The sequence below is a fragment of the Streptomyces sp. NPDC006393 genome (assembly GCF_040628575.1).
Lineage (GTDB): Bacteria > Actinomycetota > Actinomycetes > Streptomycetales > Streptomycetaceae > Streptomyces.
In genome coordinates this window covers 26324-47629 of record NZ_JBEXZD010000057.1, presented here as the reverse complement: position 1 = coordinate 47629, position 21306 = coordinate 26324, and the positions used below count along the sequence as shown (strand labels likewise).

Genomic DNA, 21306 nt, shown 5'->3' with positions numbered 1-21306 from the left:
GAACGACAACAGCTCCCGTGATCGAGGAGGCCGGTGCGCAGGCACCGCCACTGGCGCTTGAGATGCTCCCCGAATCCGGTAAAGGACCGCTTGAGCGAACCTGGTGCGGCCGGGGGATCAGCGGAGGATCGCCGGTCCGCGAGCCGGCGTTGGCGGCCTCGACCGCGCGGGTGACCAGGTCGTGGTCGGGCGACAAGGAGCAGACCGGGTCGGTGCGGGCGGCGTCGCCGGTGAGCTGGAACGCCTGGCAGCGGCAGCCGCCGAAGTCCAGCTCCCGCCGGGGGCAGCCGCGGCAGGGTTCCGGCATCCAGCCGGTCCCCCGGAACGCGGTCATCACCGGGGCCTCGGCCCAGATCCACGCCAGCGGCGCCTCCCGCACGCCGGCCCGCGGCAACGGCAGCGACTGGGCGGCCGGACAGGGCAGTACGTCGCCGTTCGGCGTCACGGTCAGCTGCCGGGAGGCCCAACCGCCCATGCAGGGCTTCGGATAGCGGCTGTAGTAGTCGGGGATGACGTAGATGATGTCCATCCGGTCCCGCAACCGCTCGCTCGCGGCCCGTACGACGCCCTCGGCGGCCTCCAGCTGGGCCCGGCTGGGCAGCAGCGCGTCACGGTTGCGCCAGGCCCAGCCGTAGTACTGGGTGTTGGCCAGCTCCAACCGGTCGGCGCCCACCTCCTCGGCCAGAGCGAGCACGTCGGCGACGCGGTCGATGTTGTACCGGTGCAGCACCACGTTCACGGTCAGCGGCCACCCCAGCTCCTTGGCCACGCCCATCGCCTCGACCTTGCGCCGGAAGGACGGGATCCCGGCGATCCGGTCGGACACGGCCGGCTCGTCGGCCTGGATGCTGATCTGCACATGGTCCAGGCCGGCAGCCCGCAACTCCTCGGCCCTCGCACGGGAGAACCCCAGGGCGCTGGTGATCAGGTTGGTGTACAGGCCCAGGTCATGGGCGTGCGCCACGAGCTCCACCAGGTCGCGTCGCAGCAGCGGTTCCCCGCCGGACAGGTGGCACTGCAGCACTCCCAGGTCCTCGGCCTCGGTCAGCACCCGCAGCCACTCGTCGGTGGTCAGCTCGTCCTGGTAGTCGGCCAGGTTCAGCGGGTTGGAGCAGTACGGGCAGGCCAGCGGGCAGCGGTAGGTGAGCTCGGCCAGCAGCCCGAAGGGGTTATCCATCGGTGAGCTCCACCCAGTGACGGGCGACGAGCCGGGTCAGGAACTGCCGCACCTCGTCGTCGGAGACGGTCTGGTAGCGCGCGCCCAGCTCGCCCACGATCTCGGCCACGGTGTGCCGCCCGTCGCACAGTTCGATGATGGCCGCGCCGCTCCCGTTCAGCACCGCCACCGCCTCGGGGTGCTGGAGGATCCGGCGCTGCCTGGTCCGGCAGAAGCCCAGCCGGACATGGCGCGCCAGCCGGGGCCGGTCCGAGCCGGACACTCCGGCGCCGGGCCGGGTCCTGGTGCTGGTCCGGTTCGTTCCGGTGGGGGTCGGGTCCATGACGGTCACTCCGGATAGGCCTGGTCGACGGCGTCCATCAGGCTCCACAGGACGTCGCACTTGAACGACAGCGCGTCGACCGCGCGCGCCTGGGACTCGGCCGTCAGGCAGTGCTCGGTGACCACCTCGAGGGCGTGCTCGCAGTCGCGGGGGGCCTGCTCCAGACGGGCACGGAAGTAGGCGAGGCCCGCGCGGTCGATCCACGGGTACCACCGCTCGAACGCGGCCAGCCGTGCGGCCATCAGATCGGGCGCGAACATCTCGGTGAGCGAGGAGGCCACCGCCTCCACCCAAGGGCGGGACCGGGCGAAGTTCACATAGGCGTCGACGGCGAACCGCACTCCGGCTACCAGGTGCCGGTGGTCCCGGACCTCCTCGCGGGTCAGCCCGGCGGCCTCGCCGAGGCGCAGCCACGCCTGGATGCCGCCCTCGCCCGCGGCGGTGCCGTCGTGGTCGAGGATCCGTCGGATCCAGCGGCGGCGGACCTCCAGGTCGGGGCAGTTGGACAGGATGGCGGCGTCCTTGCGGGGGATGTTCTCCTGGTAGTAGAAGCGGTTGGCCACCCATCCGCGGATCTGCGCGGGGCTCAGCCGGCCGTCGTTCATCCGGCGGTGGAACGGATGCTGGTCGTGGTACCGCCGCGAGTGGGCCCGCAACGCCTCGACGAAGTCGTCGGCGCCGGTTGCCGTGGCCGTCGTCGTCACGGCACTACACCTGGACCTCAAGGCCGTCCATGGCGACCTCCATGCCGTTCTCCTCCACGGTACGCCGCTCGGGGGTGCCGTCGAGGAGGACCGGATTGGTGTTGTTCATGTGCACGAATACCGTCCGCCCCACGCCCAGCGAGGACAGCTGCGCCAGGCTGCCGTCAGGGCCGTCGAGGGGCAGATGGCCCATCTCCCGGGCCGTCTTGCCGGCCAGGCCGAGCCGGACCAGCTCGTCGTCGCGCCAGCAGGTCCCGTCGATCAGCAGGCATGGGCAGCCCTCGATCTCCTTGCGCAGCGCGCGGGTCAGCGCCTGCACCGCCGGCAGGTACACCAGAGTTCCCCCACTGTGCTCGTCGGTCAGCCGGTAGCCCACCACGCGGCCGTGTTCCGGGCCGCCGCCGAACCGGGGGCGCTTGGTGGTGGGCACGTCGAAGGCCTGGCAGGACAGCCCGTCAGCCAGGGGGAAGACGGTACCGGGGGTCACCGCGCGCCATTCGACCGCACAGTAGTGCTCGAGCGTGCGCAGGATTCCCGAGCCGTCCCGCAGGGTCTTGCACACCGCCGGTGTGGTGTACAGCCGCAGGGCACGGGCCTCGCGCAACAGAAGCAGGCCCAGCGTGTGGTCCAGTTCGGCGTCGGTGAGCAGTACCGCCTCCAGCGGCGTCGTCCGGTCCTCGCGCGGGTGCAGGCCGGGGAAGGCCTCGATCTGGGTGCGCACGTCGGGCGAGGCGTTGACGAGGAACCACCGGCGGTGGTCGGCGCTGACCGCGACCGACGACTGGGTGCGCGCGGGGCTCGCCCCGGAGCGGACCGCGGCGCACACCGGGCAGCCGCAGTTCCACTGCGGGGAGCCGCCCCCCGCCGCCGAGCCCAGTACGCGCAGCAACACAGCGCCACTTCCTCCATCGCGGCTCCGGGCCGTCGTCGGCCCGGCCGTCCGTGGCCGTCCCCGGCCGCCGGGGGCGCCGGATTCGGCTCCGGCGCCGCCCCGCGTCCGCTGGTCCTCTCGTTCCTCTCGTCCGCTACTCCTCCAACCGAGCGAGGTACATGGTCACCTCGGCCGCGACCACGATCTCGTCGAATTCGGGTGTCTCCCACACAGCGAGCTCGGACTCCATGGATTCACCTCCTCTCTGCCCGAAGGGCGGCAGGCTCCGCTCACGGCTGGACCGGTTCCGGAAGGGCGAAGACGAGCAGGGCGCTTCCGTGCCCGGCGCCGAGCATGCCGGGGAGGAACCCCTCGGCCCAGCCGCCCCAACCGACCGGTACGGCGATGTACTGCCTGCCGTCGACCATGTAGGTGGTCGGGCTGCTGTGGTGGCCGCTTCCGCACTGGAACTGCCACAGCAGTTCCCCGGTGCGGGCGTCGAACGCGTTGAACTCCCCGGAGGGTTCACCGGCGAACACCAGGTCGCCGCCGGTGGCCAGCACCGAGGCGCACATCGGCAGTTCGTTGCGCCAGCGCCACTTCTCCTCGCCGGTGGCGTCGAAGGCGCTGATGGACCCCGCCATGTCCTCGATGTCCACCTGCACACCCGCGCCCCAGTACGGAATGCTTTCCTTGAACTCCCGGCGCCGCCTGGTCGCTGTCGCGCCGGTGTCCTGGACCGGGACGTAGAAGAGCCCGGTCTTCGGGCTGTAGGCCGCGTGCGTCCATTCCTTGGCACCGGCCGGACCCGGGTAGAAGTGAACCGGTTCTCCCTCCTTGTCCGGGTAGATCTTGGCCGTCACCTGGCCGTCCCTCGTGATCGCGCCCCAGGTGATGCGGTCCACGAAGGGAGTGATCCGGATCCGCTCGCCGTTCGTGCGGTCGAGCACGAAGAAGTAGCCGTTCTTGTCGAAGTGACCCAGCAGTTTGCGCCCGTCCTGCTCGAACAGGATGCACTCGGCGATGCTGTCGTAGTCCCACAGGTCGTGCGGGGTGCACTGGTAGTGCCAGCGGATCTGACCGCTGTCCACGTCGACGGCGATGATGCTGTCGGTGAAGAGGTTGTCGCCCTCGCGGACGGCTCCGTCGAAGTCGGGCGCCGGGTTGCCGGTGCCGACGTACAGCAGGTTCGTCTCCGGGTCGAAGGTGCCGGTGAGCCAGCAGTTCGCCCCGCCCCGCGCCCAGGCCTCGCCGTCGGCGGGCCAGGTCTCCGCGCCCGGCTCCCCGGGCTTCGGCACCGTGTAGCAGCGCCACTGGTGCTCGCCGGTTTCGAGGTCGAACGCGTCGAGGTGTCCGCGAACGCCGAACTCGCCGCCGGAACTTCCGACGATGACCATGTTCTTCACGACCAGCGGTGCGACCGTGGCGCTCTCCCCGGCCCGGACGTCTCCGTAGGTCCGGTCCCAGACCCGCTTGCCGGTGGTGGCGTCGAGGGCGAGCACACGGGCGTTCGCCGTGACGAAGAAGACCTTGCCCTGGGCCACGGCGACCCCGCGGTTCACGTTCCCGCAGCACAGGGACACGTCGAAGGGGACCGCATGCTTGTACCGCCAGATCTCCACACCCGTCTTCGCGTCCAGGGCCCAGACCCAGCCGTCCCAGCCGGAGAGGAACATGACCCCGTCGACGACGATCGGGGCGGCCTCGAACGAGTAGGTCGACGCGCCCGCGATCAGTCCCGTCGTGCCGGCCTGGAAGACCCATGCGGGGACCATGCGCTTGACGTTCTCCGTGTTGATCTGGTCCAGCGGGCTGTACCGCTGTCCGTTGTAGGCGCCGTAGTAGGTGAGCCAGTTCTGGGGTTCCTCGCGGGCCTGGAGTATGCGCTCGTAGTTGACGCCGGCCACCACCGGCGGCGCGACGTCCCCGCCCGCGACCTTGCCGCTCAGGCTTCCCTGGTCGACGGCCTCTCCCGCGTCCACGTAGTCGACGGTCATGTGCTCCGCCTCCTTCTTCTCACGGTCGCGGCTGTTCGGGACGGTCGAGGCGGGCCTCCGGCGGAGCGTCCCCCAGGACGACGATGGCGCCGGTCAGCCCCCGGCCCTCGTCGTTGCCCGTGGGCGAGCCGAACCAGTAGTAGCCCGGTCCGTCGAGGTTGAGGTTCGCCCGTCCCCGTGAGTGGTTCACCAGCCAGATGAACTTCCGGTCGCCGTTGCTCGGCAGCAGCGCGCAGTGGGTGTTCAGGTCGTCGTTGATGAGCTCGAGCTCGATATCGCCTCCGTGCGGCATGACCAGAATTTCGGGATCCCAGGTCAGTTCGTCCGGGTGAATGCGAATGGTGGCCTTCATGTGGCCGTCCGGCTCCTCGGCGGCCCGGCTGATGGTTCCGGTCCCCAGCACCTGACCCAGCGCTGCTTTGTTCTGTGCGTTCAACCCGATCTGGTCGAGCAGGTCGGATCGCTCCTGCGCGGTCGTCATCGGGGTTTCACTCTCCTCGTCCCGAAATTTGTATTGACCTGGAAATTTCCTCTTCGCATCGCTCGATGCCCGGATATGGCCGGTACTCGAGAAGCGGCCACTTCGGACGAATCACACTGAAACGCAATAAATCACCAATCGATAGGCACGCTACGCCGGACGGATCACACCGACAAGGGTGGGTGACGGTCGGGCCCGCTCATGCCGTTCGTCCGCGAACTGCCACCGTTCGTCCGCGAAGTGCCACCGTCCGCACGTGACGTGCCGCCGCCTGCGGGAGCCGGGCTCCACCGGTCAGGCGAGGTCGTACCGATCGAGGTTCATGACCTTGTCCCAGGCGGCGACGAAGTCCCGCACGAACTTCTCCCGTGCGTCGTCGCTCGCGTAGACCTCCGCGACGGCACGCAGCTCGGAGTTCGCGCCGAAGACGAGGTCGACGCGGCTGCCGGTCCACCTGACCTCGCCGGTGGCGCGGTCGCGGCCCTCGAAGGTTTCCGCGGTCGCGGATGTCGGCGTCCATTCCGTGCCCGTGTCCAGCAGGTTCACGAAGAAGTCGTTGGTCAGCGACCCGGGCGCCGAGGTGAGGACGCCCAGCCGCGACTGCCGGTGGTTGGCGCCCAGCACCCGCAGGCCGCCCACCAGGACGGTCATCTCGGGCGCGCTGAGGCCGAGCAGGTTCGCCCGGTCGACCAGCAGGTGCTCCGGCGGCAGCCGGCCGCCGCCCTTGCCGCGGTAGTTGCGGAAGCCGTCGGCGGCCGGCTCGAGCGGGGCGAAGGACTCCGCGTCGGTCCACTCCTGCGTGGCGTCCGTGCGTCCCGGGGTGAAGGGGACCCGGACGTCGTGGCCGGCTGTCCTGGCGGCCTGTTCGACGGCGGCGGCTCCGCCGAGCACGATGAGGTCGGCCAGCGAGATCTTCTTGTTCCCGGCCTGGGAGCTGTTGAAGGACTCCTGGATCTCCTCCAGTGTGCGCAGCGCCTGTGCCAGCGCGTCGGGCTCGTTGACCTCCCAGCCGCGCTGCGGCTCGAGACGGATGCGCGCGCCGTTCGCCCCGCCCCGCCTGTCGCTGACGCGGAACGTCGAGGCCGACGCCCACGCGGTCGAGACGAGCCGGGAGAGCGGCAGCCCCGAGGCGAGGACCCGGCTCTTGAGCGCGGCGATGTCCGCCTCCCCCACGAGCTCGTGGTCGACAGCCGGGACCGGGTCCTGCCAGATCAGTCTCTCCCGGGGGACCAGGGGTCCGAGGTAGCGCTGTATCGGGCCCATGTCGAGGTGCGTCAGCTTGAACCACGCCCGGGCGAACGCGTCCGCGAACCGGTCCGGGTCCTCCAGGAAGCGCCGCGAGATCGGCTCGTAGACCGGGTCCAGCCGCAGGGCGAGGTCCGTCGTCAGAATCGTCGGGGCGTGTCTCGTCGACGGGTCGTGGGCGTCCGGGACGGTACCGGCCCCGCCGCCGTCCCTCGGGATCCACTGCCACAGACCGCCGGGGCTCAGCTCCAGGTCCCACTCGTAGCCGAACAGGGTCTCGAAGAAGCTGTTGTCCCATGTCGTCGGGGTGGGTGTCCACGTACCCTCGAGCCCGCTGGTGACGGTGTCCCCGCCCTTGCCGGTGCCGTGGCCGCTCTTCCAGCCCAGGCCCTGGTCCTGGAGGGGAGCGCCCTCGGGTCCGGGGCCGAGACAGGCGTCCGGGTCGGCCGCGCCGTGGGTCTTGCCGAACGTGTGGCCGCCCGCGATCAGGGCGACGGCCTCCTCGTCGTTCATCCCCATGCGGCGGAACGTCTCGCGGATGTCCCGGGCCGCCGCGAGCGGGTCCGGGACGGTGTTCGGTCCCTCCGGGTTGACGTAGATGAGGCCCATCTGCACGGCGGCCAGCGGACCCTCCAGCTCCCGGACGCCGCCGTGGCGTTCGTCGGCGAGCCAGGCCCGCTCGGGGCCCCAGTAGACGTCCTCGTCGGGCTCCCAGACGTCCGCCCGGCCGCCCGCGTAGCCGAAGGTCGTGAAGCCCATCGTCTCCAGGGCGCGGTTGCCCGCGAAGATCATCAGGTCGGCCCAGGAGATCTTGCGGCCGTACTTCTTCTTCACCGGCCAGAGCAGCCGGCGCGCCTTGTCGAGGTTGCGGTTGTCCGGCCAGCTGTTCAACGGCGCGAAACGCTGCATGCCGGCGCCCGCGCCTCCGCGGCCGTCGTCGACTCGGTAGGTCCCGGCGCCGTGCCACACCATCCGGATCACGAGCGGCCCGTAGTGGCCGAAGTCGGCCGGCCACCACTCCTGCGACGTCGTCAGCACCTCGTCGACGTCCCGCGCCAGGGCGTCGAGGTCGAGCGTGCGGAACTCCGCGGCATAGTCGAAGTCCTCCCCCATGGGATCGGCCGTGGCGGCGTGTTTCCGGAGGATCGCCGGATCGAGCCGGTCCGGCCACCAGTCGCGGTTGCCCACGCTCCCCGCGGGGTGACCGCGCCACCCGGCCGGGACCAGGTGGCCGAGGCCGGCCGCGCTCCCCACGCTCGTCCCGCCGGCCATGGCGTTCGGGCTGTCGGACACGGGGCTCCTTCCGGGAACAGAGGTCGTGCGGGGGAAGTCAGATGCCCAGCGCGCGGCGCACGGCCGGCGCGCTCCGCCGGGAAACCGGCACCATCTCCTCGCTGCGGTCGTCCATGACCAGAGACAGCTCGCCCTTGAGGCCGCGCTCGATCTCCCGGACGCGGCCGAGGTTGACCACATACCTGCGGTGCACCCGCAGGAAGCCGGCGTCCGACAGCTCGCTGCCGAGCCTGTCCAGGCACGAGGAGGCGGCGCGCAGCCGCCCCTGGTCGGTGGAGAGCCATACGTCGTTTCCCTGCGATTCGGCGAAGGAGACCTCCGCCGGACGCAGCAGCACCATCCGGTTGCCGCGCAGCGCGACCAGTCGGCGCGGCGGCACCGGGGGGTGCGCGGTCCCCTCCGCCGGGGGCAACTGCACCCCGTCGCAGGCACCGAACGAGACCAGGTTCCCGATCAGGTGTCCGGACGAGAAGACCGGTCGGATGCTGATCGATGTCGGCTCGTCGGCGTGGTGGGCGAAGATCTGCGTCGAGCCGACCCAGCCGGGATTGCGGGCTGCCTGCCCGGTGGCATGCCGGGCGGCCGCGATCAGCTCGGGCAGCCCGGGGTTCCATCGCAGCGTGGGGTCGACCGCCGGGGTGGCGGCCGGGACACCCAGGAGGACGCTCGCCGTGTCGTCGGCGATCACCACCTTGCCCGCGGCGTCCACCGCGGCGAGCGCCGCACAGGGGCGTGCCCTGGCCCGGGTGTAGGCCGCGACCAGCTCGGCGCCGCTGTCCCGGGCGCGCCTCTTCAACGGGTGCTGGGTCATGGTGGCCGCGTTCGCCAGCCAGCTTTCCGCGGACGCGGGAAGCTCGCTGCGCCAGCAGCAGATGCTCAGCACCGCGATCGGTTCCCTGGTCACCACGTCGCGGACCGCGATACCCGCGCAGACCCAGTTGTGGAAGGCCTGGCACCAGTGCTCCGCGCCCCTGATCGGCACCGGGCCGTGCGCCTCGAGGGCCGTGCCCATGCCGTTCGTGCCGGCCGCGCACTCGGACCAGCAGAACCAGGGCGCCAGATGGGCGGCGTCGGCTCTGGCGAGCGTGGCTTGATCACCCCACTCGGCCAGGATCCGGCCGGTGGCATCGGTGACGGTGACGACGCCACCGAGGTTGCCCACTTCATGCGCCACCGAGGCGGCACGGAAACCCAGCTCGGCGAAGACGACATCGTGCTCGGGCGCGTGGCCGGGCTCCGCCACGGCTGCCGGGGCCTCAGTGAGGTGAGGGTCGACCCGGTACTGCTCCCGGCAGCGACGCCACGAGATCGCCACCAGGGGGCGGACGCCCGGGACGTGGTCCTCGCCCTGCACGAACCGTTCCCACGCCGCGAGCACCGCGCCGTCGCCCAGGTTCGCCGAGACGGGCTCGAGCCGAGATGGATCCCTCATGGTTCAGAACCGCCCTTGGTTCATCCCCAACGCCCGACGGCGTGCACGCGGTCCGCGCGGGTCGCCGCTCCTCGCGGCCGGGCCCACGGCGGACCGGGCACCGCGTCGCGCGTCTTCCTGCTTCGTCACTTGTTGCGGGCCATATCATCTGCCTGCACCCCCCACCCTAGGTACCGTCACCGGGCTGCGCACGTTCCTCTGCCCGCGCATGTGCGACCGTCCCCGCCGCGCGTCCGCCACGGCCGCGGCTCCGCCCACGGCCACTGAGGCCACTGAGGCTATTGAGGCCACTGAGGCCACTGAGGCCACTGCGACGTCGTCGGCTCCCGCGGGGTGCCTCTCTGCCGGCACCGCACCCAGTGGCGAGAAGGTCGGCGCTGCGTGACGACCGGCTGCGCGGTTCGGCCGAATGCGTTCTTCGCGGAAGCTGTGCCCGCTGCTAGCGTCGGGCGGAGCGGGAGACGGGGGGCAGAAGATGGCGGCAGCCGAGGTGATCGATCTGGTCGCGATGGGCGAGGACTTCGTCCGCGATCCCTATCCGGTCTACGCGGCGCTGCGGGAGCGCGGCCCTGTGCACAGGGTGCGGATTCCAGAGGGCACGGAGGCCTGGCTCGTCGTCGGGTACGAGGCCGGCCGGGCCGCGCTGGTGGATCCGCGGTTGTCCAAGCAGTGGAAGAACGCCTCGCCCTCCTTCCCGATCCCCAGTCCGTCCGCGGGGCCGCACATGCTCAACTCCGATCCGCCGGACCACGAGCGGCTGCGCAAGCTGGTCGTCCGCGAGTTCACACCGCGCCGGATCGAGCGGCTCGCACCGCGTGTACGGGAGATCACCGACGAGTTGCTCGACACGATGGCGGCGATGCCGGAGGGGCGGGCCGATCTCGTCGAGGCCCTCTCGTTCCCGCTGCCGATCTCGGTGATCTGCGAGCTGCTCGGCGTGCCGATGCTGGACCGGGCCGCCTTCCGGGACTGGACGGCCACGATCCTCACCGACCCCGACCCGGGGGCGCGGCTGGCGGCGACGCGCGAGACGTCCGCGTACCTCGTCGACCTGCTGGAGCACAAGCGCAAGGCCCCGGGCCCGGACCTGATGAGCGCTCTGATCCGCACCACCGACGAGGACGGTGACCGGCTGTCCGCGGAGGAACTGCGCGGTACCGCCTGGCTGCTGCTGGTCGCGGGGCATGAGACCACGGTCAATCTGATATCCAACGGCGTACTGGCCCTGCTGACGCATCCGGACCAACTCGCGGCACTGCGCGAGGACATGACCCTCATCGACAGCGCGGTGGAGGAGATGCTGCGCTACGACGGGCCGGTGGAGACGCCGACGTTCAGGTTCACCACGGAGCCGGTCGAGATCGGCACCACCGTCATCCCCGGCGGTGGTGAACTGGTCCTCGTCGCCCTGGCGGACGCGAACCACGACCCGGCACGGTTCCCCGGCCCCGACCGCTTCGACATCCGGCGGGCCGCGGGCGGCCATGTCGCCTTCGGCCACGGCATCCACTACTGCCTCGGCGCGCCGCTCGCCCGCATGGAGGCGCGCATCGCGATCCGTGCCCTGCTGGAGCGCTGCCCCGGTCTCGAACTCGACGCCCACCCGGCCGCCCTGAGCTGGCGTCAGGGCATGCTCATCCGGGGCCCTCGTCAGCTGCCGGTGCGCTGGAAGCCCCAGCCCTGAGCTCGCGCGCGGCGGCACGCCCCCCCGGCGCCGTCCGGAGACGGAAACACCACCCGGTCCGGCGGCTCGGAAGTTATCGTTCCTCCCGCGACGGAGTCCGTCCCGGGAGGTCATGCGGTGGTGCGGTCCATGAACGACGCGCGCGCACCGGCCTCGCCCCCATCCCCCGCACCCGCCCTCCACGACGACATGCCCTCCCACGACATGCCCTCGCCCCTCCCGTGCTCAGTGTTTTCTCCCGAGAGGTCCCACTGATGACACCCACCGCCACGGAACCCACGCCCACGCCCACGTCCGAGTCCGTGCCCACGTCCGAATCCGAGTCCGTGCCCAGGTCCGAATCCGAGTCCGAGTCCGAGTCCGCCGGGAGACCCCGCGGTGAACTCCGGTTCACCCGGCGCAGAGCGCTCCAGACCGCCGCGGGTGCCCTCGGCGCGCTCGCCGTGGGCGCCGTCGCCGACCTCGCCGGCGCCACGGAAGCGCGTGCCGCCGATGACGACCTGCCGGAGGGCTTCAGCGGCGACATGTCCGATCTGAGGCACGTGGTGGTCCTGATGCAGGAAAACCGTTCCTTCGACCACTACCTCGGCCAGCTGCCGGGCGTGCGGGGGCACGGTGACAAGCAGGTGCTGAAGTTCCAGGACGGCACCGATGTCTTCCAGCAGCGCGACGCCGACGGCACCATCGTGACGCCGGCCGTCTCCACCGCCACCTGGAGCGACAACCACAGCTTCTACGGCGCCAACGGCGGCCGCTGGAACACCTGGGTGAAGGACAAGGGCGACCACTGCATGTGGTACTACACGCCCGACCACATGCCGTGGATGTACTCGCTCGCCTCCCAGTACACCGTCTGCGACATGAACTTCTGCTCGCTGCACGGGCCGACCATCCCGAACCGCTACTACCTGATGTCCGGCACGGCGGGCGGCGAGACCTCCAACGCCGGGCAGAACAACTACACCCGGACCTGGCTGACGGTGCCCGAGCAGCTGGAGCGGGCCGGCATCGACTGGCGGGTCTACTCGGACAACAGCGGCAACGGCGTCGGCCGCAGCATGCAGAGCGGCTTCATCGGCGAGTACGGCTGCAACGTGACGAACAGCTTCAAGGCCTTCGACCCGCGCATCGCGGACGAGGAGGACCTCGCCCCGGGCACCGGCAGAATCTGGAAGGCCAACTCCTTCGTCTACTCGGGCGCGACCACGCCCAACGACGACTCGGAGGAGAACCTCGACGCGGTGCTCAGGGACCTCATCGCGGCCTGTGAGCCGGACGCAGAGTACCCGCTTCCGGAGGTCTCGTGGGTCGTCATGCCGGCGGCGTGGAGCGAGCACCCGAACTTCGACACCGTGCACGGCGAGCGCTACATGAACAAGGTGCTCCAGACGCTGCAGAGCAACCTGGACATCTGGAACCACACCCTGGTGATCATCACCTACGACGAGAACGACGGGAAGTTCGACCACGTGCTGCCGCCGCGCCCCGAGCCGGGCACGGCGGGCGAGTACTCCGGCACCACCCCCTACGGCTTCGGCCCGCGCGTGCCGATGCTGCTGGTCTCGCCCTGGACGCGGGGCGGCCATGTCGCCTCGGAGGTGTTCGACCACACCTCGGTCGTCAGGTTCCTCGAGACCTGGGCCGAGTACCTCGGCAAGCCGTTCACCTGCCCGAACATCACCGACTGGCGCCGCTCGATCGCCGGTGACCTGACCAGCGCGCTCGACTTCGCACACCCCCGGCCGGGCCCCGTGGACATCGCCGACCCGGTCGACGGAACACCGCCGTCGTTCCCGGCGGGCGGGATGAGACCACGCGGCCTCTCCTTCCACCCGCACGCCACGCTCACCGAGGACCGCGCCGCCGGCACGGTGACCGCGTCGATGACGCTGACCGGCGGTCCGGACGGCAAGGCCGTCAGCCTCCAGGTCTTCCCCGACAGGTACCGCGACTTCTCGAACACACCGTTCACCGTCTCCGCCTCCGACCCGCGCGAGTACACCTGGGACGCGAACGAGACCGACGGCAAGTACGCCTTCTCGGTCTACGGGCCCGACGGCTTCCTGCGCTCCTTCGCCGGACAGATCGTCCCCGCCGACCGGACCGACGTCGCGATCCCGGTCGTCGAGGCGGAACTCGTCCCCGGCCGGCACGCCAGGGTCCGGCTGACCCTGCGCAACGACGGCAGGCGAGCGATCCGCTACACCCTGAGGGCGAACGACTACGCCGGCGGCACCCGGCGCCACCACGTGCCCGGCGGCAGGTCGGTGGTCGTCCACTGGCCGACCGAGCAGGGCTACTACGACGTGGTGATCACCGACAGTGCCGGAACCGGCTGGACACAGCGGTACGCCGGTCGCGTGGCGACACGCTGAGGAGCGGGGAGGCGGTCGCCGACCTCGGCACGGCCGGCGAGCTCACTGTCGGTGACCGACCTCCGTCGCTCGACGGCGCTCGACGACGCACTCCACCGCACTCCACCGCGCACTCCACCGGGCACTCCACGACACACCCCATGGCGCGTGGGCTCCGCCACAATTTACCCGTTTATGGACATTCACTGCTTATAACTGTCTCTATGGCTGATTGCGCAATTCGGGCGATCAGCGCGCACGCACCCGAAGACCAGTGGTATGGGAGACGGTTTGATCACGGCACGTACACGACGCACCGGGCTGGTGGCCACGGCCGGCGTACTCGGCGGGGTACTCGCAGTCACGGCCCTCGGCGGCACCAGCAGCGCTGCGACCGGCCGCGACAACACCGGGAACCACCCGAATCCGCAGGCGTCGGCGAGTCAGCCGGCCGCCCAGGACGTTTCCGAGGCCCGCATACAGATCACGCCCGGCCACGGTGCCCACGGGGTCGGGGTCGACGACCCCGTCCAGGTCACCGTCAGCAACGGCAAGCTCACCAAGGTGACCATGACCGCCGTGGCGACCGGTACCGAGGTCCCGGGCACCCTGTCCGCGGACGGCACCTCCTGGAAGCCGGACGGCTCGCTGGAGCGGGCCACCAAGTACCAGATCACCGCGGAGGCCGACGACGCCCAGGGCCGCTCCGTCACCGGCAACGCCACGATCACCACGGTCTCTCCGGCCAACGACTTCATCGGGCACGTCTCCCCCGAGGACGGCTCGACCGTCGGCGTGGGCATGCCGGTGTCGATCAACTTCGACAAGGCGATCGGCGACAAGGCCGCCGTGCAGTCGGAGGTCCAGGTCGGCTCCAGCAGCGGGCAGAAGGTCGTCGGCCACTGGCTCAACGACCACCGCCTGGACTTCCGCCCCGAGAACTACTGGAAGCCCGGCTCCACCGTCACCGTCAAGCTCGACCTGCACGGCACCCAGAAGACGGTCACCTTCAAGATCGGCCGCAGCCAGATCAGCACGGTCGACGCCGCCACCAAGCAGATGACCGTCGTACGGGACGGCAAGACGATCAAGACCATCCCGATCTCGTCCGGCAGCCCCGAGCACCCGACGTACAACGGCCGGATGGTCATCTCCGAGAAGTTCCGGCAGGTCCACATGAACGCCGCGACCGTCGGCCTCACGGAGAAGGACGGCAAGCCCTCGTACGACATCCAGGCCGTACCGCACGCCATGCGCCTGACCGACTCGGGCACGTTCATCCACGGCAACTACTGGGGCGCCGACTCGGTCTTCGGCAAGGTCAACACCAGCCACGGCTGCGTGGGCCTGAAGGACGTCAGGGGCGGCGGCGACAGCAAGCAGCCCGCCGCGTGGTTCTTCGACAACTCGCTGACCGGTGACGTCGTGATCGTCAAGAACTCCCAGGACACGACCAAGCTGGCCCCGGACAACGGCCTCAGCGACTGGAACATGCCCTGGAGTCAGTGGACCGCGGGCAGCACGACCCACTGACACCCGGCGAAGCGTCCGGTCGGCGTCCCGCCGCCGCCCGGACCGCCATCACCCACGACCGTGAGCGAGGACCCCGACCGTGAGGCCGGGGTCCTCGCTCACGACACGGCGCCGGTCACCCGGCCTGCGCGGACCCGTCGCTCAGACCGGTGTTGATCAACTCCATGACCGAGGCGTCGGCGGACCGATCTCCTGGGCCACGTGCTCGCGCAGCGCATCGGTGACGTCCCTCGCCGGCCGGGCGGGACCGCCGCGCAGGATGACGAAGGCGACGATGGCCTGGCCCGTCGTCGCGTCCGAGGCGCCGACCACGGCGGCCTCGGCCACCGCGGGGTGCGACACGAGTGCCGACTCGACCTCGGCGGTCGAGATCCGGTGCCCGGAAGACCAGTTGGCCAAGCAGGAGGAGGGAGAGGTGCGGCCCGGGAACGGATGCCTCTTTGCCGGGCAGCCTGCGCACCGTGCGTATGCTCCCGGTCATGAGACTTTTCCGGTCGCGCGGCAGAAGCGACGCCGAACGAATGACGGGAACCCCTGTGGGGGAGGCCAAGGCCCTTTACGAAGCCGGGCGTTACGCCGAGGCGGAGGCCGAAGCCCGTGCCGTGGCCGGATCGCGGCCACGCGACGACGAGTACGCGGCCGTGGCGCTGAACATCGCCGCGCTCGCGACGGGCGCCCAGGGCCGCCACGCCGAGGCACTGGCCACCTACGACGAAGCGCTGTCCGCCTTCAGCAGGATATTCGGAGCCGATCACTTTCTGACCCTGAAACTGCGCTCGGACCGCGCTCAGCAGATGATCTCGCTCGGTCAGCACGCCGAGTGCGAGGCGGAATGTGCGGCCGTCGCCGAGGCCGCGGACCGCGGTACCGGACCGGAAATGTCACTGCTGGCAGCGGCCGCCCGCAATGGGCTGGTCTTCGCCCTCAATGCGCAGGGGCGCCACCAGGAGGCCGAGGCACTCGCCCGCGAGGCCCTGGCCGCCCATCGTGCAGGTGACCGGGCGTCCCTGGTCCTGCGACTCGGTGTGGCCCGCAGTCTCAACGGCCAAGCCCGCCACGAGGACGCCCTCACCGAGGCGCAGGCCGCCGAGAAGCTGTACCGCGCTCTGCCCGAGTACCAGCGCCATCCGGACACGGGCGCCGTCGAACTGGCCTGTGCCACCGCCCTGTTCGGGTTGGGCCGCGTTCCCGAAGCCCGTCGCCAGGCCGCAGCCGCTCACGATGCGTGCCTGGCCTCCTTCGGCCCGGACCACCGCCGCACCGCCGAAGCCCGCACGCTGCTCGAGCAGATCGACGGCACTCGACCGTAAGCGCGGCGCCGATCTTGCGGAACAGGTCATGCTGCGCGGTGCAGGGCCGCTCACGGGGTCGGTGACCTGGGCCGAGGACCGTCTTCCGCCTCGGCGGGGTGCGGCTTACACGGCACCTGGTCACAGCGAGCGCCGAGGTTTTGACCGCAGGCCCGCCGGGCGGGCCCGCGGGGGAGGTCACTTGCTCAGGAAGGCGAGGAGTGCTGCGCTGACCTCCTGCGCGTGGGTCCACAGCAGGACGTGGGGGGCGCCGGCCCCAGGTGCGTCCTCGGGGCGGGCCTTCGGGTGAAGCCCGCCCCGTCGTCGAAGCGGATGTAACCCCCGCAGGCCGCCCGGACTCTTTTACCTCCGCCCAGGTCTCGTCCTTCCACGCGGTCACGGCCTGATCGTCGCGTTCGACGACCCGTCGTGCGGGGACCTGCGGTCTGAAGCCGAGCCGGTGCATCAGCCTCGTCGCCCCGGAGACGCTGTAGGCGACGAGAAACTTCCTGCCGATCAGCGTGGCCATTCGCGTCGCACGTCCACACCTGGTCCTCCGGAGACAGGCGGCAACAAGATCCACTCGGGCCACGGAAGCCCAGAGCCCGCGCACCGCCGTCCCGCCACGGTTGTTGCCAGTGGCCGGCCGACTTCGGGCTCACTCGCAGGCGCCGTGCGACCTCCCACCTGCCGATACCGACGGGCCACTGCCCCGAACCCCGTTTACCGCAGAGAGCGGCCACGACGCGGCGCTGTTCCACGGGTCGAGGTGATCACGATGGACACGGGGGTGCGGGTCTTCATGGCACACCTCTCAGTGGGGCGCCGAGCAGGCCAAGGGATCACGGCGCCAACAGCCGCCGATTTCGTATGGAGAGTCCGAGAACGATCGGCCCTGATCACGTCCTTCAGGAGAGTCAGTGGCCGAAGCCGCAAAGGGGCAGTCGCGTTGGGGGTTAAGCCACTGTCACTGCTCCCCCTTACTCTCATCTGCACACAATCGACACACGCGAGAGGCCGCCAGGCATGACAAAGGACGACGGCATGTCCCCTGAGGTACAGCGCATGATCCAAGAGGCACAGGCCATGATGACCGACGAGCTCATGGAGGAGACCCTTCGCAGCCAGGTCGCTGTGGACCCTGGCCTCGTTGCTTGACCTCGTGGCGATCGGCATCACGAACGGTGCCTGGCGGAACAGCTGCATCGAAAACTGGCACGCTGAAGGCCGACTTTCGGACGGCGACATGATGCGCATCAACAGCTACACCACAGATGCCATACGTCGGCGCCTGAAGGGGTGGTGCGTTGAGTCCGGGATCACTTCGGCGAGCAGCACCGCACTGGCAAGGACCGACGTCGAGGATGTAGACGTCCTTGCGGGTCGCCTCTTCCGATGGCTGACGAATGCCGAGCGCAGGCTTCCTACCGGCATGACCCTCGGCGAGTTGGCTCGCTCGCAGGAAGACCTCGATGCATACGAGGACCACGCAGATCGGGTTCTCGGCGGCTTTGCCGGACAGATGGAGGACAGAGGCGTCCGATTCGGCCTGCTCCGCACCGCCTGCCACGGTGCCCTGGCCTGCTCCCGGTGGTGGGCGCACCCCACATGGCCTGACCGCGTCGAACGATTCATCCGCGTCCTTGACGATGCAACCAACGCTCACTGGGGTACTGACGGGGAATGGAGGGAGAAACTGGGCGCCGAGCCACCCTCCGTGCAAGACCGTGACATTCTGCGTGCCACACTGCTGGTCAGCCCCTGGAAACTCGATCCCACGGCCGCCGAGTGGATCGTGCATGCCGGGATCGGTTACTTGAGGCCCGAAACCGGGTCCACGTCCGATGAGGTAACCCGCGCCCGAGCCCTCATCGAGCCGGCCGGGGACAGATCGTCGCCGAATACTTCGACCTCGGCCACAGTCGCTCCCTGCCCTGGCAACGCCGACCCCGCGCCAACGAACTCCTCCAAGCCCTCCGCAATCCCAATCGCGGCTTCGACGCCGTCGTGATCGAAGAGCCGCAGCGCACCTTCTAGGCAACCAGTTCGGCAAAACCTTCTTCGTCTTGTCCACTTCCGCATCCCCTTGTGGGCCCCGGATGTCAGCGGCCCCATCGACCCCGACGACGAGGCCCACGATCTCGTCATGTCCGTCTTCGGCGGCATGAACAAAGGCGAACGCAACCGCGTCAAGATCGGCGCCCGCACCGCCATGAGCTCCCAGGCACAGCTGCAGTGCCGCTACCTCGGCGGCCGACCTCCCTACGGCTACCGCATCGCCGACGCCGGCCCCCACCCCCACCCCGCCAAAGCGGCCATCGGCCAGCGCATCCACAAGCTCGAACCCGACCCCGCCGCCGCACCCGTCGTGCAGCGGTCTTCACCATGTACGTCTAGGGCCTGAGCGACAGGGCCGTCGCCGCCCTGTTCAACCATCAGGGCATTCCCTGCCCCTCCGCCCACGATGCCGCGCGCAATCCGCACCGTGCGAAGACCGCACGGCAACCCGGAGCCGTCAGGGCGATCCTCCTCAACCCCCGCTACACCGGCCACGAGGTGTGGAACAAACAGCGCAAAGAAGAACGCCTCATCGGCATCGACGACATCACGCTCGGCCACCGCACCCACATGACGCACAACCCCGCCGAGGAGTGGATCCACTCCATCGAGCCGGCAAACGACGCACTCGTCACCAAGAAACTCTTCGAAGCCGTACAGGCAACCCGCAGAAAGCGCGCCCGCACGCAGCAGCGGCAGGAACGCCCACCCAGGCCCGCCAGGCGATCAAGGAATGTGACCGGCGGCTCGCCCGCTACCAGGCTGCCCTCGACGCCGGAGCTGACCCCGCCGTCGTCACCCAGTGGATCAACGACGCACAACGGGATAAGAACGCGGCGCAGAAGAAGCCCGACGCACTGCCGGCCGCCCGAAAGAAGGAATCGCCCCTCACCGACGACCAGATCCGGGCGATCACTGAGAGATTCGGAGACATCGCACAACGCATCCAGACAGCCGCCGCTGAAGAAGGGGCCCCTCTACGAAGCCCTCGGCATCACCATCAGCTACGACAACGCAACGAGGGCCGCGACCGTAAGGTCGAGGCCCTCGATTCCGTACCCCTATAGCGAGTGTCCGAGGGGGGACTTGAACCCCCACGCCCGATAAAGGGCACTAGCACCTCAAGCTAGCGCGTCTGCCATTCCGCCACCCGGACCAGGTGCTGCCGCCTGACGGGGTGGGCCCCGCGGCGACATGGACAACAATACCAAGGTTTCGGAGTGGCTTTCACCTGCGTATCCGTCGGGTAGGCAGGAATGGCAGGCATGTGGTGCAGCCTTCCTTCACCACGGAGTGTGAGGTGACAGTCACGTTACGGGGTCAGCCGGTACTCCGGGAAGTTCCCCGGCAGCCGCTCCCCCGGTACGCCCTGGGTCACCGCGCGGATCAGGAGTTCGCCGCCGACGAAGGCGCCGCGCCAGGCCGCGCCGAAGCCGCCGAAGAGCTCGTCCCGGTCGCCTCGGGAGCGGGGGGTGCCGTGGCCCACCTTGAAGGCCCGGATCTGGGGGGCCAGGCGGTCGAAGGTGGCCCTGTCGTCGGTCGACAGGGTGGCGACCAGCGCGCCGTTCGAGGCGTTCATCGCCGCCAGCAGTTCCGCCTCGGTGTCGACCAGGACGATCGTGTCGACGGGGCCGAAGGGTTCGGCGTGGTGGAGGGGGGAGGACGGGGGCGGGTTCAGCAGGGTGACCGGGTGGACGTACGCCGAGGTGTCCTGGCCCGGGAGGAAGCGGGCGTCCTGCGGTCGGCCCCGGTGCAGGGGGACCGCGCCGCGGTCGACGGCCTCCGTCACCTGGTCCGTGAGTTCCTTCGCCTTGGCGGCGTTGATCAGGGGGCCGTAGTCCAGCTCGGGGAAGGGGGCGTCCGGCCGCTCCACGGCCAGGGGGTGGCCGACCCGCACGGCGCGCACGGCCGGAAGGTACGCCGCCAGGAACTCGTCGAACAGCGCGCGCTGGACGACGAAGCGCGGGTAGGCGGTGCAGCGCTGCTTGCCGTAGTCGAACAGTTTGGGGACGACGGCCGCGAAGGCCTCCCAGTCGCTGTGGTTCCAGATGCCCCAGGTGTTCAGGCCCTCCTGTTCGAGGATGTGCCGTTTGCCGAGGTCGGCCACCGCCGTGGCCACCGCCGCGCCGGTGTCCCGGCCTCCGACGAAGGAGACGCAGCCGATCTCCGGCGCCCGCACCAGCGCCTCGGAGAGTTCGCGTCCGCTGCCGCTGACCAGGGTGACGGGCACGCCCTCGCGGGCGGCCAGCGCACAGGCCAGGGTGAGACAGGCCACGCCGCCGTCGGTCGGGGTCTTGGCGATGACCGCGTTGCCCGCCAGGGCCTGGACCAGCATCGCGTGGACGAGCACGCTCATCGGGTAGTTCCAGCTGGCGATGTTCGAGACCGGGCCGTCCAGAGGGGAACGGTTCGCGATCATCGGCTCGATGCCGTCGACGTACCAGCGCACTCCGTCGATGGCCCGGTCGACGTCCGCCTGCGCCAGCCGCCACGGTTTGCCGATCTCCCAGACCAGCAGCAGGGCCAGGAGCGCGCGGTGCTCGGTGAGGGCGTCGAGGGCGGCCGCGATCCGGGCGCGGCGTTCGGGCAGAAGGACGTGGCGCCAGGCGCGGTGCTGGTCCAGGGCCGCCCGTACGGCTCGTTCCGCGGTGGCCGCGTCCAGGCGGGGCGGGCCCGCCGTGGGGCGGCCGTCGACCGGGCTGGTCGCGGGGAGCGGCCGGCCGTCCGCCTGCCAGGCGGCGTTCCAGAGGTTCAGGACGCGCTCGTCCCGGAACGCCTCGGGCGCGACGGCGAGGCAGCGCTGCCACGCGTCGCCCCAGGAGGTGTGGGATTTGAGGGTGAGGGTGGATGCCATCAGATTGCTCCG

At 70.2% G+C, this 21306-nt stretch carries 17 protein-coding genes, 1 tRNA gene and 2 pseudogenes; 7 read left to right on the top strand and 13 right to left on the bottom strand.

Annotated features, from left to right (window positions below):
• From pqqE to ABZ484_RS22865, 9 genes are all read right to left on the bottom strand, one after another.
• Positions 1–1177 (bottom strand): pyrroloquinoline quinone biosynthesis protein PqqE (gene pqqE, locus ABZ484_RS22905; RefSeq protein ID WP_358867766.1); only part of this gene is annotated, 1177 nt, incomplete at its 3' end.
• Positions 1170–1499, bottom strand: a complete 330-nt coding sequence (gene pqqD, locus ABZ484_RS22900; RefSeq protein ID WP_358867765.1) for a pyrroloquinoline quinone biosynthesis peptide chaperone PqqD — start codon at positions 1497–1499, stop codon at positions 1170–1172. The genes pqqD and pqqE, both read right to left, overlap by 8 nt.
• A 5-nt stretch (positions 1500–1504) precedes the next feature.
• A complete protein-coding gene (gene pqqC / locus ABZ484_RS22895; protein ID WP_358867764.1) occupies positions 1505–2203 on the bottom strand; it encodes a pyrroloquinoline-quinone synthase PqqC in 699 nt (232 codons plus the stop codon).
• Between the two features lie 4 nt (positions 2204–2207).
• A complete protein-coding gene (gene pqqB, locus ABZ484_RS22890) occupies positions 2208–3095 on the bottom strand; it encodes a pyrroloquinoline quinone biosynthesis protein PqqB (protein ID WP_358867763.1) in 888 nt (295 codons plus the stop codon).
• Between the two features lie 133 nt (positions 3096–3228).
• Positions 3229–3324 (bottom strand): pyrroloquinoline quinone precursor peptide PqqA, encoded by a 96-nt coding sequence (pqqA, locus tag ABZ484_RS22885; protein ID WP_063766868.1) that lies wholly within the window; start codon positions 3322–3324, stop codon positions 3229–3231.
• Positions 3325–3364: 40 nt separating this feature from the next.
• Positions 3365–5071 carry a PQQ-dependent dehydrogenase, methanol/ethanol family gene (locus ABZ484_RS22880; protein ID WP_358867762.1) on the bottom strand — a complete coding sequence of 569 codons (1707 nt, stop codon included), beginning with the start codon at positions 5069–5071 and terminating at the stop codon, positions 3365–3367.
• 19 nt (positions 5072–5090) lie between these two features.
• Positions 5091–5552, bottom strand: coding sequence for an MSMEG_3727 family PQQ-associated protein (locus ABZ484_RS22875; protein ID WP_358867761.1), 462 nt, complete (start codon positions 5550–5552; stop codon positions 5091–5093).
• Between the two features lie 294 nt (positions 5553–5846).
• On the bottom strand, positions 5847–8090 hold the full coding sequence (gene katG, locus ABZ484_RS22870) for a catalase/peroxidase HPI (protein ID WP_358867760.1): 2244 nt from the start codon (positions 8088–8090) through the stop codon (positions 5847–5849).
• 37 nt (positions 8091–8127) lie between these two features.
• Positions 8128–9522: a LytTR family transcriptional regulator DNA-binding domain-containing protein gene (locus ABZ484_RS22865; protein ID WP_358867759.1), complete on the bottom strand. Its 1395-nt coding sequence runs from the start codon at positions 9520–9522 to the stop codon at positions 8128–8130.
• Between the two features lie 475 nt (positions 9523–9997).
• Here ABZ484_RS22865 and ABZ484_RS22860 point away from each other — a divergent pair, with 475 nt between their 5' ends.
• The 3 genes from ABZ484_RS22860 to ABZ484_RS22850 all read left to right on the top strand — a co-directional run bounded on the left by ABZ484_RS22860 (position 9998) and on the right by ABZ484_RS22850 (position 15093).
• The gene (locus ABZ484_RS22860; protein ID WP_358867758.1) at positions 9998–11206 is read left to right on the top strand and encodes a cytochrome P450; all 1209 of its coding nucleotides are present in this window, start codon (positions 9998–10000) and stop codon (positions 11204–11206) included.
• A gap of 254 nt (positions 11207–11460) precedes the next feature.
• Complete coding sequence (locus ABZ484_RS22855; protein WP_358867757.1) at positions 11461–13581, top strand: alkaline phosphatase family protein; 2121 nt, start codon at positions 11461–11463, stop codon at positions 13579–13581.
• 258 nt (positions 13582–13839) lie between these two features.
• Complete coding sequence (locus ABZ484_RS22850; protein ID WP_358867756.1) at positions 13840–15093, top strand: Ig-like domain-containing protein; 1254 nt, start codon at positions 13840–13842, stop codon at positions 15091–15093.
• Between the two features lie 183 nt (positions 15094–15276).
• Here ABZ484_RS22850 and ABZ484_RS22845 read toward each other — a convergent pair.
• Positions 15277–15477: pseudogene (locus ABZ484_RS22845) on the bottom strand (acetyl-coenzyme A synthetase); the annotation flags it as partial.
• 137 nt (positions 15478–15614) lie between these two features.
• Here ABZ484_RS22845 and ABZ484_RS22840 point away from each other — a divergent pair.
• Complete coding sequence (locus ABZ484_RS22840) at positions 15615–16403, top strand: tetratricopeptide repeat protein (RefSeq protein ID WP_358867769.1); 789 nt, start codon at positions 15615–15617, stop codon at positions 16401–16403.
• A gap of 415 nt (positions 16404–16818) precedes the next feature.
• On the opposite strand, the pseudogene ABZ484_RS22835 reads toward ABZ484_RS22840, so the two are convergent.
• A pseudogene (locus tag ABZ484_RS22835) lies at positions 16819–16911 on the bottom strand (winged helix-turn-helix domain-containing protein); the annotation flags it as partial.
• 633 nt (positions 16912–17544) lie between these two features.
• Between ABZ484_RS22835 and ABZ484_RS22830 the strand changes: the two are divergent.
• From ABZ484_RS22830 to ABZ484_RS22820, 3 genes are all read left to right on the top strand, one after another.
• Positions 17545–18393, top strand: coding sequence for a hypothetical protein (locus ABZ484_RS22830; protein WP_358867755.1), 849 nt, complete (start codon positions 17545–17547; stop codon positions 18391–18393).
• A 135-nt stretch (positions 18394–18528) separates the two neighbouring features.
• Complete coding sequence (locus tag ABZ484_RS22825) at positions 18529–18786, top strand: hypothetical protein (protein ID WP_358867754.1); 258 nt, start codon at positions 18529–18531, stop codon at positions 18784–18786.
• Complete coding sequence (locus tag ABZ484_RS22820) at positions 18783–19547, top strand: recombinase family protein (protein ID WP_358867768.1); 765 nt, start codon at positions 18783–18785, stop codon at positions 19545–19547. The genes ABZ484_RS22825 and ABZ484_RS22820 overlap by 4 nt, the downstream gene beginning before the upstream one ends.
• On the opposite strand, the gene ABZ484_RS22815 is transcribed toward ABZ484_RS22820, so the two are convergent.
• Both ABZ484_RS22815 and ABZ484_RS22810 read right to left on the bottom strand, forming a co-directional pair.
• Positions 19512–19596: transfer RNA gene (locus ABZ484_RS22815), tRNA-Leu, on the bottom strand. The two genes, ABZ484_RS22820 and ABZ484_RS22815, sit on opposite strands and share 36 nt — an antisense overlap.
• Before the next feature lie 156 nt (positions 19597–19752).
• On the bottom strand, positions 19753–21294 hold the full coding sequence (locus tag ABZ484_RS22810; protein ID WP_358867767.1) for an aldehyde dehydrogenase family protein: 1542 nt from the start codon (positions 21292–21294) through the stop codon (positions 19753–19755).
• Between the last annotated feature and the right edge of the window lie 12 nt (positions 21295–21306).